The organism is Sphingomonas pruni NBRC 15498 (assembly GCF_001598455.1).
Classification (GTDB): Bacteria; Pseudomonadota; Alphaproteobacteria; order Sphingomonadales; family Sphingomonadaceae; genus Sphingomonas; species Sphingomonas pruni.
On the sequence record NZ_BCYZ01000029.1, the window covers coordinates 18611 to 33626 of the forward strand.

Annotated in this window: 16 protein-coding genes and 2 riboswitches; of the genes, 5 read left to right on the forward strand and 11 right to left on the reverse strand. The window is 65.4% G+C overall.

Features of this window, described 5'->3' with window-relative positions; translation table 11 throughout:
- Window positions 1–36 precede the first annotated feature (36 nt).
- From glpD to SPR01S_RS10525, 3 genes are read left to right on the forward strand one after another with little or no spacing between them, the layout of a single operon-like run.
- Window positions 37–1488, forward strand: a complete 1452-nt coding sequence (gene glpD, locus SPR01S_RS10515; protein WP_066589137.1) for a glycerol-3-phosphate dehydrogenase — start codon at window positions 37–39, stop codon at window positions 1486–1488.
- Window positions 1485–2423 carry an oxygen-dependent tRNA uridine(34) hydroxylase TrhO gene (gene trhO, locus SPR01S_RS10520; RefSeq protein ID WP_066589209.1) on the forward strand — a complete coding sequence of 313 codons (939 nt, stop codon included), beginning with the start codon at window positions 1485–1487 and terminating at the stop codon, window positions 2421–2423. The genes glpD and trhO overlap by 4 nt, the downstream gene beginning before the upstream one ends.
- A 57-nt stretch (window positions 2424–2480) precedes the next feature.
- Window positions 2481–2792 (forward strand): PilZ domain-containing protein, encoded by a 312-nt coding sequence (locus SPR01S_RS10525; protein ID WP_066589138.1) that lies wholly within the window; start codon window positions 2481–2483, stop codon window positions 2790–2792.
- A gap of 13 nt (window positions 2793–2805) precedes the next feature.
- Here SPR01S_RS10525 and SPR01S_RS10530 read toward each other — a convergent pair whose 3' ends face one another.
- From SPR01S_RS10530 to SPR01S_RS10540, 3 genes are read right to left on the reverse strand one after another with little or no spacing between them, the layout of a single operon-like run.
- Entirely contained in the window at window positions 2806–3705 is a 900-nt protein-coding gene (locus tag SPR01S_RS10530; protein ID WP_066589141.1) for an extracellular catalytic domain type 1 short-chain-length polyhydroxyalkanoate depolymerase, read from the reverse strand.
- Window positions 3706–3759: 54 nt separating this feature from the next.
- Window positions 3760–4188: a hotdog fold thioesterase gene (locus SPR01S_RS10535; RefSeq protein ID WP_066589144.1), complete on the reverse strand. Its 429-nt coding sequence runs from the start codon at window positions 4186–4188 to the stop codon at window positions 3760–3762.
- A gap of 55 nt (window positions 4189–4243) precedes the next feature.
- Window positions 4244–5779 carry an aminoacyl--tRNA ligase-related protein gene (locus SPR01S_RS10540; protein ID WP_066589147.1) on the reverse strand — a complete coding sequence of 512 codons (1536 nt, stop codon included), beginning with the start codon at window positions 5777–5779 and terminating at the stop codon, window positions 4244–4246.
- A 97-nt stretch (window positions 5780–5876) separates the two neighbouring features.
- On the opposite strand from SPR01S_RS10540, the gene SPR01S_RS10545 reads away from it, so the two are divergent.
- Window positions 5877–6779: a DMT family transporter gene (locus SPR01S_RS10545; protein ID WP_369405267.1), complete on the forward strand. Its 903-nt coding sequence runs from the start codon at window positions 5877–5879 to the stop codon at window positions 6777–6779.
- Here SPR01S_RS10545 and SPR01S_RS10550 read toward each other — a convergent pair.
- The 8 genes from SPR01S_RS10550 to SPR01S_RS10585 all read right to left on the reverse strand — a co-directional run bounded on the left by SPR01S_RS10550 (window position 6776) and on the right by SPR01S_RS10585 (window position 13802).
- Window positions 6776–7300, reverse strand: a complete 525-nt coding sequence (locus SPR01S_RS10550; protein WP_066589151.1) for a CcdC protein domain-containing protein — start codon at window positions 7298–7300, stop codon at window positions 6776–6778. The two genes, SPR01S_RS10545 and SPR01S_RS10550, sit on opposite strands and share 4 nt — an antisense overlap.
- Before the next feature lie 61 nt (window positions 7301–7361).
- The gene (gene gcvPB / locus SPR01S_RS10555; protein WP_066589153.1) at window positions 7362–8936 is read right to left on the reverse strand and encodes an aminomethyl-transferring glycine dehydrogenase subunit GcvPB; all 1575 of its coding nucleotides are present in this window, start codon (window positions 8934–8936) and stop codon (window positions 7362–7364) included.
- Complete coding sequence (gene gcvPA / locus SPR01S_RS10560; protein ID WP_066589155.1) at window positions 8933–10291, reverse strand: aminomethyl-transferring glycine dehydrogenase subunit GcvPA; 1359 nt, start codon at window positions 10289–10291, stop codon at window positions 8933–8935. The genes gcvPB and gcvPA overlap by 4 nt, the downstream gene beginning before the upstream one ends.
- Window positions 10292–10391: 100 nt before the next feature.
- A complete protein-coding gene (gene gcvH, locus SPR01S_RS10565) occupies window positions 10392–10760 on the reverse strand; it encodes a glycine cleavage system protein GcvH (RefSeq protein ID WP_066589158.1) in 369 nt (122 codons plus the stop codon).
- Window positions 10760–11887: a glycine cleavage system aminomethyltransferase GcvT gene (gene gcvT, locus SPR01S_RS10570; RefSeq protein ID WP_066589161.1), complete on the reverse strand. Its 1128-nt coding sequence runs from the start codon at window positions 11885–11887 to the stop codon at window positions 10760–10762. The genes gcvH and gcvT overlap by 1 nt, the downstream gene beginning before the upstream one ends.
- 58 nt (window positions 11888–11945) lie before the next feature.
- A riboswitch (glycine riboswitch) is annotated at window positions 11946–12068 on the reverse strand.
- Window positions 12069–12156: riboswitch (glycine riboswitch) on the reverse strand. It abuts the riboswitch before it with no gap.
- Window positions 12157–12316: 160 nt separating this feature from the next.
- A complete protein-coding gene (locus tag SPR01S_RS10575) occupies window positions 12317–12973 on the reverse strand; it encodes a hypothetical protein (protein WP_245661944.1) in 657 nt (218 codons plus the stop codon).
- 157 nt (window positions 12974–13130) lie between these two features.
- Window positions 13131–13340: a hypothetical protein gene (locus SPR01S_RS10580; protein WP_066589163.1), complete on the reverse strand. Its 210-nt coding sequence runs from the start codon at window positions 13338–13340 to the stop codon at window positions 13131–13133.
- A gap of 255 nt (window positions 13341–13595) precedes the next feature.
- Window positions 13596–13802: a cold-shock protein gene (locus tag SPR01S_RS10585; RefSeq protein ID WP_066589167.1), complete on the reverse strand. Its 207-nt coding sequence runs from the start codon at window positions 13800–13802 to the stop codon at window positions 13596–13598.
- 238 nt (window positions 13803–14040) lie between these two features.
- Between SPR01S_RS10585 and ispH the strand changes: the two genes are divergently transcribed.
- Window positions 14041–14997: a 4-hydroxy-3-methylbut-2-enyl diphosphate reductase gene (ispH, locus tag SPR01S_RS10590; RefSeq protein ID WP_066589170.1), complete on the forward strand. Its 957-nt coding sequence runs from the start codon at window positions 14041–14043 to the stop codon at window positions 14995–14997.
- Window positions 14998–15016 lie beyond the last annotated feature (19 nt).

Sequence of the window (15016 nt, forward strand, 5' to 3'; positions counted from 1 at the left end):
ACTGTTCCGCCCCCGTGCCAACCGAGGATTCGACTGCTGACTTACGACCTCCTTATCGCCGGCGGCGGAATCAACGGATGCGCGATCGCCCGCGAGGCGTCGCTGCTCGGGCTGAAAGTCTTGCTGGTCGAACGCGACGATCTTGCCAGTCACACGTCGTCGGCCTCGACCAAGCTCATCCATGGCGGCCTGCGATACCTGGAATATTACGACTTCCGGCTGGTCGCGGAGGCGCTGCGCGAACGCGAATTGTTGGTGCATGCGGCCCCGCACATCATCCGCCCGTTGCGGTTCGTCTTGCCGCAGGAGAACGCCGTGCGGCCATGGTGGATGGTCCGCATCGGCCTCTATTTCTACGATATGCTCGGCGGGAAGATGAGCCTGCCGCGCTCGCGCGGGCTGCGCGCATCCGACAAAGCCTTCACCTCGCCGCTCAAGGGCGGGAAAAGCGGGTTCGTCTACTCCGATGCGCAGGTCGACGATTCTCGGCTCACACTTCTCAATGCGGTCGATGCCCATGCCAATGGCGCCGAGATCTGCACGCGCGTCTCGCTCGACAGCGCGCGGCGCGAGGGCGATCACTGGACCGCGACGCTGTCCGACGGCCGCACGGTCGAGGCGCGCGCGCTGGTCAATGCGGCGGGGCCCTGGGTCCATCTGATGCTCAATCGGCTGGGGCTCAACGGCAAGGCCAATGTCCGCCTGGTGAAGGGCAGCCACATCGTCGTGCCCAAACTCTACGAGGGCGACCACGCCTATATTCTCCAGCTTCCCGACCGCCGCATCATCTTCGCCATCCCGTGGCAAGGCGGGACCGAGATCGGCACCACCGACATCCCGGTCGATGCGCCCGAAGACGCGCAGATCTCCGACGACGAGATCGCGTATATGTGCGAGGGCGCTAACCATCATTTCGTCAAGCAAATCACGCCGGCAGACGTCACCTATAAATGGTCGGGCGTGCGCCCGCTCTATGACGACGGCGCGAGCGAGGCGAAGGCGGTGACGCGAGATTACGTACTCGAGCTCGACACCAACGGGCCGCCACTATTGAGCGTGTTCGGCGGCAAGATCACCACCGGACGCCATCTGGCCGAGGACGCGATGGGCAAGCTCGGCCCGGAACTGGGGCTGAAGCGCCGCCCGGTGTCGCGCGCCCGTGTCTTTCCAGGTGGCGCGATCGCTAATTTTGATCAGTTCGTGGCCCAGGCCCGTGCGACCTGGCCCTTCCTTGGCGACAATCGCTCGCTTCGCATGGCGCACGCTTATGGGACGATGCTCGGCGAGATGCTCGATGGCGTGACCGACGAAGCCGGCATGGGCGCCGATTTGGGCGGAGGCCTGACCGAGATCGAGGCGCGGTGGATGCGCGACCATGAATGGGCACGGACTGCCGAAGACGCGCTGATGCGGCGGAGCAAGGTCGGCCTGCATCTCAGCGACGAGCAACGTATCGCGTTCGAAAAGGCGTGGGACGCGCTGACGTGATCCGCGTCGCCGCTTTGTATCATTTCGTCCGCTTCCCCGATCCCAACGCGATTCGGGAGCCGCTACTTGCCTTGTGCGAGGCGCAAGGGATCAAGGGCACGTTGCTGCTCGCCCATGAGGGGATAAACGGCACGATCGCGGGTCCGCCCGAAGGGATCGACACGGTGGTCGCCCATATCCGCGCCCTGCCCGGTTGCGGCGACCTGCAAGTCAAGACGGCGACTGCCGAGACGATGCCGTTCCATCGGCTCAAGGTCCGGCTGAAGCGCGAGATCGTGACGATGGGGATGCCGGACATCGACCCGCTGACGGGGGTTGGCCATTACGTCCTCCCAGCCGACTGGAACGCGCTGATCGAGCAGCCCGGCACGATGGTGATCGACACGCGCAACGATTACGAGGTCAAGGTCGGGACCTTCGCCGGGGCGGTCGATCCCAAGACCGAAAGCTTTCGCGACTTTCCCGCCTGGGTCGCCGCGCACCGCGAGGAAATCGCGGCCGCGCCGCGCGTCGCGATGTTCTGTACGGGGGGAATACGCTGCGAGAAGGCGACCGCGCTGCTCAAGGCCGAGGGGATCGATCAAGTCTTTCACTTGCAGGGCGGCATCCTGAAATATCTGGAAGAGGTGCCCGCATCCGAGAGCCGCTGGCAGGGCGAATGTTTCGTATTCGACGAGCGCGTCGCAGTCGGGCACGAACTCTCGCCCGGTACACACAGCCTGTGCCGTGCCTGCCGCATGCCGGTCAGTAGCGAGGATCGCGCGTCACCCTTGTTCGAGGAAGGGATGAGCTGCCCCGCCTGCCACGGCACGCGCGATGCCGTCCAGCGCGCGGGCTATGCCGAACGCCACCGCCAGGCCCGGCTGGCTGAAGCACGCGGTGAAGCGCATGTCGGCGCGCGTCTGCCCGTCAACACGCCGAAAAATCCAGTTTAGCCAGTCATTAACCGGCCTCGTTGCATAGCCGTTCCAAGGGCAGACGGGGGCCGTACGATGGCTACGACATTTTCGCATTTTCGCCGCCGGGCGACCGACGTCAAATATGACCGGGAGCCGGTCCTGTCGGTCGCGCATGCCAGCGTGAAGCGCCACCGAAAAGCCGCACTCCACCAACTGTCGATCTATGGGTGCCGCCTCGCCAGCCGGATCGAGGCCGAGCAGGGCGAGTCGCTGACGCTCCGCTTCGACCGCAGCGCTCCGATCGCCGCGACCGTTATCTGGTGTGCCGACGGCTTGATCGGCGCGCGTTTCGACGAGCCGATCGAACGCGAGATGATGCGCTCACTGACTCTGCGCATTGCCTGAGCCGCGTTCCGCCTCAGCGGTGACGCGCCGCGAAGAAATCCCACATCAGCGCGGTACCATCGATCTTGCCGGTGTTCCGCGTGACCCCTGGCCGCCCTACCCCATGTCCCGGCCAGCCATGCTCCGCACCCTTCATAATGTAGAAGTCGACGTCGGCGCCGCCGGCGCAGCCGGTCCATAGTTCGCGAACATAATCGCTCGTCTCGCTGCGCGTGGGCCCTTTGGTGCAGCGGTTTGCCGTCGCCCAGAAAGTCGCGGCGTAGCGTGACGGCTTGTACGGCATACCCTGTGACCGCCGCACGATGCCCGTCGTGCTGGTGCCGCCGGCTACCGGCACCTGCTCATCCTTCTCAGCGTTGACGATCAGCATGGGCACAGCCGCGACCGGCCTGGGCTCGTTACCGAACAGCGCTCCGACGAAAACCGCTGCGCCGGCGATGCGATCACCGAGCTCGATCGCCACGCGCTCGGTCATCATGCCGCCGTTGGACATGCCAACGACGTAGACCCGCTTGGGATCGACGGGCTGGGTCCGTTCGAGGTCGTCGATCAGCGCGCGGATGAAGCCGATATCGTCGACCTTCTTGCGCATGGCATAGGCGCAGCAACCGCCCGCGTTCCAGGTCTCCAGCTTGCCGAACCGAGACGATCCTTCGGGCAGCGCCAGGATAAATCCTTCGCTCGCCGCCTTGTCGATCAGCCCGGCCGACTTGGCGAGCTGCGCGCCGTTGCCGCCGCCGCCATGGAGCGCGATGACCAGCGGCAGCCGCCCGCTGCCTCCCGGTGGAACGTACAATTGATAGTCGCGATTGCCGATACGATGCGACGCCAGCGGTCCATCGGCCGCCGGCGCCGAGGTCGGCAATTGCAGTGCGATCCCGACAATCCCCATCACCACCAAGATCCAGCGCATACGGCCTCCCTTGCCTTCTGCGCTGTCCAACGGACGAAGCGGCGCCGCCCTTCGCTAGGCGACCGCGATCACCGCCAGCGTGATGCGCGACAGGCAGATCAGCTTGCCGGCGTCATCGGTGATACGGATCGTCCAGATCTGCGTGGTGCGGCCGAGCGACTCCGCCTTGGCAGTCGCCGTGACATGGCCCGACATCACGGGACGGATATGGTTGGCGTTGATCTCCATGCCGACGGTTACCTGCCTCGACGGGTCGAGCGTCATCGCGCCGCCGACCGACGCGACCGTCTCTGCCAGAGCCACCGATGCGCCGCCATGCAGCCGCCCGAACGGCTGGTGCGTGCGGTGGTCGACCGGCATCCGCGCCGACAGCCAGTCGTCCCCGGCGTCGACGAACTCGATTCCAAGTAGGCCCGGCATCGAGGCCGCGCCCATCGTGGTCATTGCGGCGAGGTCGGGTTTGGTGTTGCCGAACCAGATCATTCCGTCCGTGCTCCCGCGACGGCAGGAGCACGCCGAGGAGGAGGCGCGTCCATCCTCAATACGCCCGCGCGATCAGCACGCGCTCGACCGCAGGGGCACCGGTGAAGATGCACGTGCCGTCGGCTGGCGCCGCATCGCGCGGCGTGTTGCGCAAGGTCAATTTGAGCGCTTTCAATTGCGCCTCGACCTCATCGAGCGCCGCGCCCGTCGGCTTGGACCATTGCGCGAGCACCCAGCCGGGCTTCTCGACGCTATCGGCGAAGAACGCCTTCAGCCCGTCCATATCGGTCACGTCGGTCGCGATATTGCCGTCTAGCCGCATCTTGGCCTGCGTGTAGAGCCCATGCTGGATTTCAGCCAGCAAAGCCGCTGCCTGCGCCACGCAATCGTTCTTCGCCACCACCGCGCTGTCGAGCTTGCCGTCTTCGCGATAGAGCGCGTCGCGGCGGATCAGCGAAACGTTGCCGCCGGCCATGTCGCGTCCGCCGACCTCGATCACGATCGGTGCGCCCTTCTTGATCCAGCTCCAGCGCTTGGTGGTCGACTTGGTCGACTTGAGATCGAGCAGCACGCGCAGCGGCTCGCCGAACGCGCTTTGCTTGACGAGCTCGTCGCGGATGCCCTGGCAATAATCGATCAGCGCGGCATCCTCGTCATTGTCGCGCAGCATCGGCACGATCACGATCTGCCACGGCGCGATCTGCGGCGGAACGCGCAGGCCGTCGTCGTCGCCATGCGTCATGATCAGACCGCCGACCATGCGCGTCGACATGCCCCAGCTGATCGTGTTGGCCGGCTCGAACTGGCCTTCGGTGTTTTGGAAGCGGATGTTCTGCGCCTCGGCGAAATGGGTGCCGAGGAAGTGGCTGGTGCCCGCCTGGAGCGCCTTGCCGTCCTGCATCATCGCCTCGATCGACCATGTCTCGACCGCGCCGGGGAAGCGCTCGTTCTCGGGCTTCTCGCCGGCGATCACCGGCATCGCGACGCAATCCTCGGCGAACGAACGGTAGAGCTCCAGCGCCTTGGCGGTTTCCGCCTTGGCCTGCTCGGCCGAGGCGTAGGCGGCATGACCTTCCTGCCACAGGAATTCTGCGGTGCGCAGGAACATCCGCGTACGCATTTCCCAGCGGACGATGTTCGCCCATTGGTTGATCTGCACCGGCAGATCGCGCCACGACTGGATCCAACGCGCAAAGCCGGCGCCGATCACCGTTTCGGAGGTCGGCCGGACGATCAACGGCTCTTCCAGCTTGGCCGCGGGGTCGGGCATCAGCCCGCCCTTGCCGTCGGGAATAAGGCGGTGGTGCGTGACAACCGCCATTTCCTTGGCGAAGCCTTCGACATGCTCCGCTTCCTTCTCGAAATAGGAAAGCGGGATGAACAGGGGAAAATAGGTGTTGTCATAGCCGAGCGCGCGGATGCGGTCGTCGAGCAAGCGCTGGATGCGTTCCCAAATGCCATAGCCCCATGGCAGCATGACCATGCACCCACGGACCCCGCTCTCCTCGGCCATATCGGCCTCGGCAATGACGGTTTGATACCATTCCGCGAAATTCTGCGCGCGGGTGACGGAGAGGGCGTGCTTGATCATGATCGGGGGCCGATAGCGCCCGCGCGTCCCCGCGTCACCCCGCCTTGTATCGGGAGGCGGTGCGGAGCATGGCGAATTCATGGGGGAGGCCGCGCCTGTGCATACCGATCGCGTGATGCTGGGCATCGCGATGCGGCTGCTCGCGGTGCTGTTGCTGTCGAGCCTTTCGGCGCTGATCAAGGTCGCCGAGACGCACGGCGCCAACCTCGCCGAGATCATGTTCTTTCGCCAGGGCTGCGCCGTGCCGGTGGTGCTGGCCTATATGGTGGTTGCCGGTCCGGGCCTGAGCGCTGTGAGATCGCGTGCGGTGCGCGGCCAGGTGATCCGTGCCGCGGTGGGATTGACCGGGATGGCGTTCAACTTCGGCGCGGTGCTGTTGCTGCCGCTGGCAGAGGCAACCACCCTCGCCTTTACCGTACCGATCTTCGCGACCATCCTGGGCGCATTGGTGCTCAAGGAACCGACCGGCTGGCATCGCTGGGCGGCGGTGGCGGCGGGATTCGTCGGCGTGCTGATCGTCACCCAGCCGGGAAGCGGCCATTTTCCGATCGACGGCGCGCTGGTCGGACTTACTTCCGCGGTGTTCGTCGCGCTAGTCGCTATCCAGCTGCGCCAGATCGGCAAGGTCGACGCGCCGGTGACGACGGTATTCTGGTTCTCGTCGCTATCGATGGTGCCGATGGTGCTGATCTATCCGTTCTTCGCGCACGGCCATGATGCCACGACCTTCGCGGTGCTGATCGGCATGGGCCTAGTCGGCGGTCTGGGACAGATCGCCTTTACCGCCGCGCTCAAATACGCGCCCGTGTCGGCGGTCATGCCGATGGACTATTCGAGCCTGATCTGGGCGACTCTCTACGGCTGGGTGCTGTTCGACATGCTGCCGACGCCCTGGACCTGGGTCGGCGCGCCGGTGATCGTCGCCAGCGGGCTCTACATCGTCTGGCGCGAGCACCGCGTCTCGCGCCATCCCCAGGTCAGCGAGGCGATCGCGGATTAGCCGCGGAGAGGCGACGCGGCGCGCACCTCATCGAGCATCCGCCGGGCGCGCAGGAACATCTCCAGCCGGGTGGTCGCGAACAGACCGAGCGCGAGCGCAATCAGGACATCGGTCACCATCATCGTGCTGACATGAAAGCCGGTGCCGCCACCAGTTGCGAGGACCGACTTGGCCGCCATCCGCACCGCGATCAGGACGACGATGAAGATCATCGCGGCAGGCGATGCCTTCTGGTTGAGCATATGCGTGTCCGGATCGACGTGAATCTGCATCATCTTGCCGCGCTGCCAGCCGATCGCTGCCCCGGCCAGCAACGCAGCGGCGCTGATCGCCCAGCCGATCGCCGTCGGCGGAAATTGATAGAACATCACAGCGGCGAAGATCAGATAGATGGCCGGGACGACCCAAAGCGTTTCCAGCCGCAATCGGCGCAACTGGCTCATCCGCCGCAAGCGGAACGCCAGCAGCGCGACAACGACGACCGTGGTGACGGCATAACCGATAAGCTGCTGCTGTTGCATGATAGTCCCCGAGAAACCCCGGAGACTGTCATAGCAAACTAACTCACTCTCGCAACAGGCCTTATTCGGCCGCCTGTGCCAGCTCCGGATCCTTCCACACCAGCACCGGCTTGCGCGCCGCGAGCGTCTCGTCGAGGCGACGGCGGGGCGCGAAATGCGGCGCCGAGCGCAGCGATTCGTCACCCGCCTTCGCTCGTTCCGCGACCGAGCGCAGCGCGCCGATGAACTGATCGAGCGCCGCCTTCGATTCGGTCTCGGTCGGCTCGACCAGCATCGCGCCATGGACGACGAGCGGGAAGTACATCGTCATCGGATGATAGCCTTCGTCGATCAGGCCCTTGGCAATGTCGATCGTCGAGAAGCCCTCGGGCAGGCCATCGTCGGAGAAGATCGCCTCATGCATGCACGGTCCCGAGGCCGCGAACGGCGCGGCGAGCGTGTCTTCCAGGCTGCGCAGGATGTAATTGGCGTTGAGCACCGAATCCTCGGCGACCTGGCGCAGGCCGTCGGCGCCGTGGCTGAGGATGTAGGTCAGCGCGCGCGTGAACATGCCCATCTGACCGTTGAAGGCGCACATCCGTCCGAAACTGTGCGGATGGCGGTCACCGACCGTTTCCTCCTCGACCAAAGTGATGTGCCCATCGGCATGCCTCTCGGTGAACGGCAACGGGCCGTAAGGCGACAATGCCTTCGACAGCACCACCGGTCCGGAGCCCGGCCCGCCACCGCCATGCGGCGTCGAGAAGGTCTTGTGCAGGTTGATGTGCATCGCGTCGATGCCGAGATCGCCCGGCCGCACGCGTCCGACGATCGCGTTGAAATTGGCGCCGTCACAATAGACGAACCCGCCGGCCGCATGCACCGCGTCCGAGATCGTCCTCATCTCGCGCTCGAACAGGCCGCACGTATTGGGGTTGGTGATCATCACGCCCGCCACATCCGGTCCGAGCCGCGCCTTGAGCGCTTCGACATCGACGCGGCCTTCGGCCGTCGCCGGAATATCCTCGACCGTATAGCCGGCAAAAGCGGCGGTCGCCGGATTGGTGCCATGCGCCGATTCGGGGACCAGGATGACCTTGCGGTGGCCCTCGCCTTTCGCGTCGAGCGCGGCCTTGATGCACAGGATACCGCACAATTCGCCATGCGCGCCGGCCTTGGGCGTCATCGCGACGCCGTGCATGCCGGTGAGCTCGATCAGCCACACAGCGAGTTCGTTGATGACGCCGAGCGCCCCCTGCACGGTATCGACCGGCTGCAGCGGATGGACGTCGGCGAAACCGGGCAGCCGCGCCATCTTCTCGTTCAGGCGCGGATTGTGCTTCATCGTGCACGATCCGAGCGGAAACAGGCCGAGATCGATCGCGTAATTCTGCCGGCTGAGGCGGGTATAGTGCCGCACCGTCTCCGGCTCGGACAGGCCCGGCAGGCCGATCGGCGTATTGCGGGCGAGACCGCCCAGCCGCGATGCGACCTCGGCCGGCTCCGCGACTTCGACTCCGGTCGTGTCGGTCGAACCGATCTCGAAGATCAGCGCTTCTTCGAGCATCAGCGCGCGGTTGCCGGTGAAGGTGCCGGTCGATCCCTCGCACGTTTCGGGCGTGGTCGGACGCCAACCGCTCTGATTGATCGTGTTCATGCCAGCGCCTCCTCGAGCGCGGAGGCAAGCGTCTCGACGTCCTCCGATGTGGTGGTTTCGGTGACCGCGACGACCAGCCCGTTGGCGAGACCGTCAGCGCCCGGATAGAGCCGTCCGAGCGATACGCCGGCCAGGATGCCCTTGTCGGCAAGGGCACGAACGACCGGCCTGGCTTCCTTCGACAGCTTCAGCGTGAATTCGTTGAAGAAGGCGTCATTGACCAGCTCGACTCCCGGCACCTTGGCCAGCCGCTCGGCCGCGGCGACCGCGCCGGCATGGTTGGTCGCGGCGAGCGCGCGCAGCCCCGCTTCACCCAGCAAGGTCATGTGGATCGAGAATGCCAGCGCGCACAGCCCGCTGTTGGTGCAGATGTTCGAGGTCGCCTTCTCGCGGCGGATATGCTGCTCGCGGGTCGACAGGGTGAGCACGAAGCCGCGCTTGCCCTCGGCATCGACCGTCTCGCCGCAGAAACGGCCGGGCATCTGGCGGATATATTTCTCCTTGCAGCCCATCAACCCGACATAGGGGCCGCCGAACTGCAGCCCGACGCCGATGGACTGACCTTCGCCGACGACGATGTCGGCATCCATCTCGCCCGGCGACTTGAGCGCGCCGAGCGCGACCGGCTCGGTCACCACCGCGACCAGCAACGCCTTTTTGGCGTGGCAAGCGTCGGCCAGCGGTCGCAGGTCGGCGATGCGGCCGAGGATATCGGGATATTGCACGACGACGCACGACGTATCGTCATCGATCGCCGCGATCAGGGTGTCGATGTCGGTTTCCACCGAGAGCGTCGGCAGCGAGGTTTCGAGATGATCGCCGGTGTACTTGGCCATCGTCTTCGCGACCGAGACGTAATGCGGATGGAGCCCGCCCGACAGGATTGCCTTGCCACGCTTGGTCACGCGCCGCGCCATGCCGATCGCTTCCCAGCACGCGGTCGAACCGTCGTACATCGACGCATTGGCGACGTCGGTCCCGAGCAGGCGCGCGACCTGCGTCTGGAACTCGAACAGCATCTGTAGCGTGCCCTGCGCGATTTCGGGCTGGTACGGTGTATAGGCGGTCAGGAACTCGCCGCGTTGGATCAGGTGATCGACCGACGCCGGCACATGATGGCGATAGGCCCCGCAGCCGAGAAAGAACGGCGCCTCGCCCGCGGTCAGGTTCTTGCGCGCAAGGGCGGTCATGTGGCGTTCGACCGCCAATTCGCTGGCGTGCATCGGCAGGTCGCGGATCGGCCCATCGAGCTGGGCGATGGCGGGTACGTCCACGAACAGATCGTCGATCGTCTCGGCACCGATCACGCCGAGCATCGCCTCGCGATCAGGCTGGGTCAGGGGAAGATAGCGCATTTAATTTCCCGTCGCCCCGGCGGAGGCCGGGGCCGCTAGGTTTTGGTCGGCGCGCTCCATCACGAAGCGGCCCCGGCCTCCGCCGGGGCGACGCCTGAGCTCACAGCTTCGCGACGAACGCCTCGTATTTGGCTTCGTCCATCAGGCCTTCCAGCTCGCTCGGGTCGCTCAGGGTCAGCTTGAAGAACCAGCCCTCGCCATCCGCGTCCTCGTTGACCAGGCCGGGATTGTCGGCGAGCTCGGCATTGCCTTCGATCACCCTGCCCGACACCGGCGTATAGACGTCCGACGCCGCCTTGACCGATTCGACCACCGCGGTTTCGTCGCCTTTGGTCACGGTCTTGCCTTCTTCGGGCACGTCGACGAACACGATGTCGCCGAGCTGGCCCTGGGCATAGTCGGTAATGCCGACAGTGCCGATATCGCCGTCGACATCGACCCATTCATGATCTTCGGTGAAGTAGCGCATTACTTGCTTCCTCTGACGTAGCGGTGGGGAACGAAGGGCATCGCGGTGACGGTCGCTTCATGGACCTTGCCGCGCTGATTGAGCTGAATCTTGGTGCCGACCTCGGCCATCGCGGCGGGGACATAGGCCATGGCGATCGGCACCCCCAGCGTGGGCGCGAAGCCACCCGACGTGACCTTGCCGACTTCCGAGCCCTCCGCATCGAGCACCGCCGCGCCCTCGCGGACCGGCTGGCGACCCTCGACCAGCAGGCCGACGCGCTTGACCACCGGTCCCTGCTCGCGTTCGAGCAAGACGCGTTCGGCGCCGGGGAAATTGGCTTCCTCGCGGCGGCGCTTGCTGGCGACGGCGAAGCCGAGCGCCGCCATCAGCGGGGTCGTCTCAGGATCGAGATCGTGGCCGTAGAGCGGCAAATCGGCTTCGAGCCTGAGCGAATCGCGCGCACCGAGACCGATGGGCTTCACTTCGGGCTGGGCGCAGAGCGCGTCGGCAAGCGCCTCGGCCTTGTCGCCGGGCACCGAAATCTCGAACCCGTCCTCGCCGGTATAGCCGGAGCGGCTGATCCACAGCGGCACGCCGTTCCAGTCGAAACGACCGCCGGTCATGAAGACGAGCTCGGCGACGCCGGGCACCAGCCGGCCGAGTGCGTCGGCGGCCTTGGGCCCCTGCAACGCCAGCAGCGCCTGGTCATCCATGTGGTTGAGCGTGATTTCGTCGGGCAGATGGTCGCGCAGATGCGCGATGTCGTCATACTTCACCGCGCCGTTGACGACCATGTAGATGCCGTCTTCCCAACGCGTGAACATGAGGTCGTCGAGAATGCCGCCATTGTCGGCGAGCAGCAGCGAATATTTCTGGCCGTGAAGTTTTACGCCCTTCACGTCGGCGGGGATCAGCTTCTCGAGTTCGACATCGAGGTCGGGACCGCTGAGCAGCAGCTGGCCCATATGGCTGACATCGAACAGTCCGGCCGATTCTCGCACCCACAGATGCTCGGCCATGATGCCTTCATACTGGACCGGCATATGATAGCCGGCGAACGGGACCATCCGCCCGCCGCGTGCGCGATGCCAGGCATCGAGCGGGAGCGTCTGCAGTTCGATTTCGGTTTCGGCTTCGTCGCTCACACCCGGTCTCCCGATAACAGATGACGGCGCGACAACGGCCCGCCAGGACCGAATATCCGCCGCCCCCTCTGTCACGGAACCTGAGAGCTTTCACCGGCGCTGCCAGTCTCTGGCGACGGCCCGGCTTACCCCTTCGGTGGCACAGGGGCGTCGCCCCCGCACGCTTTCCAGAGCGTCGCTGTCGACAAACGCGGTCCGTTTGCCTGAGAGATTCCGGGGCGGTTGCTCCTTCGGCGGCAGGTCTCCCTGCGCTCTCCCGCGTCGTCAGCGACTGATAGTGCTGTGGCGCGGCGCTCTGACCGAGTCAATCGCGCGTTTTGTTCGCGCTGCCGCGCGGTAACGGTGCCAGCCCGCTCCCCCACCCGGCCTCCCATAGAATATCCTGAGTGGGAGGCCGGGTGGGGGAGCGGGCTGGCACCGCGATACGAATTAGCGCGTCGCGTTGTACTTCAGCTGATCGTCGGTCAGCTGGAAACCGACCAGCGCCTCGAATGTCGCGCGCAACACGGCACTGCGTACGTCCGGCGCGCTGAGCGGATCGATCGCGGCGGATTCGCGGCCCGCCTTGCGCTTTTCGGTGATGCGGCGCTTGACCTCGTCCGACAATGTCGCTGCCGAGCGGTCGACACTGGCGGTGGCCGATCCGTTGGTGCTCGCGCGCGTCTGGCCGGCATCGAAATGGACGACGACGCGCCCGACACGCTTGGCGACCACGGCGTTGCCGCCCTGAACCACGGTGACGAAATAGGGCAAGGTCACGTCGCGCGCGCCATCGGCGCGGGCGCGCCGCGCGAGCACGGTGAAGGTGATGTTGGTGACGACCTGCGGGCTTGCGCCGTCATTGTTGCAGGTGGCACGCACGTCGGTCATCGCCGCGACCACGTCGATCGCGGTGGCCTCGCGGCTGGTCGCAGGGTCGAACGTGGTGAGATCCCCCGTCCCCGCCGGCACGCCGACCGTCGGGCACGGTGTGCGCACCGCGGTTACGCCCGCACCCGATTCGGAAATGTCGAGCTCGCCACGGCTGGCGCAGCCGCCGAGGACCAGCGCGAGAGCGATCGGAGCGGCAAGAAAGCGGGGTGACACGAACGGCAGACCTTTTCGACACGGGAAGGGGCCGCGGCGCGCGCCATGGCCCCTGACCCTTACATAAAGCGGCGGTCACCATAGGGTCGCAACCCGAGCGCGGCAACAGGCGCGCGCGCGTTTCGTCGACGGACCGCGACAGCGCGCGAAGCCGTCCTTATTTGCTGGCGATATCGCTGGTTTCGACGTGATAGGTCTCGCGCACGAACGCACGGGCGGCGGTCTGCGTCTTGAAAGCATCCTCCAGCACTTCGCTGGAGACGAGCGGATAGCCCTGGGAATTGTATCGCGTCGTACGCACGGTCACGCGAAACACACCCTCCTCGTCTTTGGCCACGAGGAAGGGGCGGACGGGGATTCTCGACATGACTATCTCCTGGAGGACCGCGCAAGAGAGTCTCGGTCCCGCGTGATCGATAAAACGTCGCTTGGAACTCGGTGGGTGGGCGATCAGCGCGCGGACCCGGAGGCGGCATGTGCCGCTTTGCGACGAAGGTACATCGTCGGAGCGACAGCTCGCCCCGACGATAGCTTAGGGAATGATTCCCGGCGGCGGCGATTGCGTCGTCCGGACGGATCGATGACCCGCCCATCCAACGCAATTCGCCCCCGCTGACTGGGTTCAGGCTGCCTGAAGGTTCACGGCCGACGACTTGCCGCGCTGATCGTTCTCGATGTCGTACGACACGCGCTGGTCGGCCTGGAGAGTCGTCATGCCGGCGCGTTCGACCGCGCTGATATGAACGAAGCTATCGCTGCCGCCGTCCTCGGGCGAAATGAAGCCATAGCCTTTGTCGGTATTGAAGAATTTAACTTTGCCGATCGGCATGAGATGTCCCTTTCAAGGAATATAGATTGTCCGCAGGCACGTACCCGCGGAGCTAGAAGCGAGAAAGGGAAGGGTCGGCTCGGAAGCGTCGGTTTCCGTCGCCTGCGACGATAGCGAGTTGTATATGGGGAGCGCGGACGAAAGAATCAATGACGGATCGCCCGCGTGACGATCGTGGGGACCGCTCGCTCCGCAAACCGCCTTTGCCTCAGCCGATCAATCGCGTAGAGCGCCGGCCATGGCTTCCACCCCGAAAAGAGCTCTCGAACTGCTGATCGCGGCGCCGCGCGGTTTCTGCGCCGGCGTCGATCGCGCGATCCGCATCGTCGAACTGGCGATCGAAAAATACGGGGCGCCGGTCTATGTCCGTCACGAGATCGTACACAACAAGTTCGTCGTCGATACCCTGAGGGCCAAGGGCGCAATCTTCGTCGAGGAACTCGACGAGGTGCCCGATGGCGTGCCCGTGGTGTTCAGCGCGCACGGCGTGCCCAAGGCGGTGCCGGCCAAGGCGGCGGAGCGCGGCTTGTCCTATCTGGATGCGACCTGCCCACTCGTCAGCAAGGTGCACCGCCAGGCCGAACGGCTGGTCGCTTCCGGCCGGCACATCGTGTTCATCGGCCACGCCGGCCATCCCGAAGTGATCGGCACATTCGGTCAGGTGCCCGAAGGGTCGATGACGTTGATCGAGACGGTCGCCGATGTCGCCAAGTTCGAACCACGCGACCCGAATATCTTATCGTTCCTGACCCAGACGACTTTATCGGTGGACGATACCGCGGAAGTGGTCGCCGCGCTCCAGGCGAAATATCCCGCCATCCAGGCACCGCGCGGCGAGGATATCTGTTACGCGACCTCCAATCGCCAGGCCGCGATCAAGGCGATCGCGGGCGCGTGCGATGCGGTACTGGTGATCGGCGCGCCGAATTCGTCCAACTCGCTGCGGCTGGTCGAGGTGGCGGAGCGCCAGGGCATTCCGGCTCAACTGATCCAGCGCGCGAGCGAACTCCATTGGGGGTTTCTCGACGGCGTCAAGACCTTAGGCATCACCGCCGGCGCTTCGGCGCCCGAGCAATTGGTGCGCGAACTGATCGACCGGCTCGCCGAACGCTTCGATGTGACCGAGCGCGAAGTCGAGACGACGCAGGAGACGATCGCCTTCAAGCTCCCGCGCGGGCTAGAGGCGGCGGCGTGAGCAAGACCGTCACCCCAGC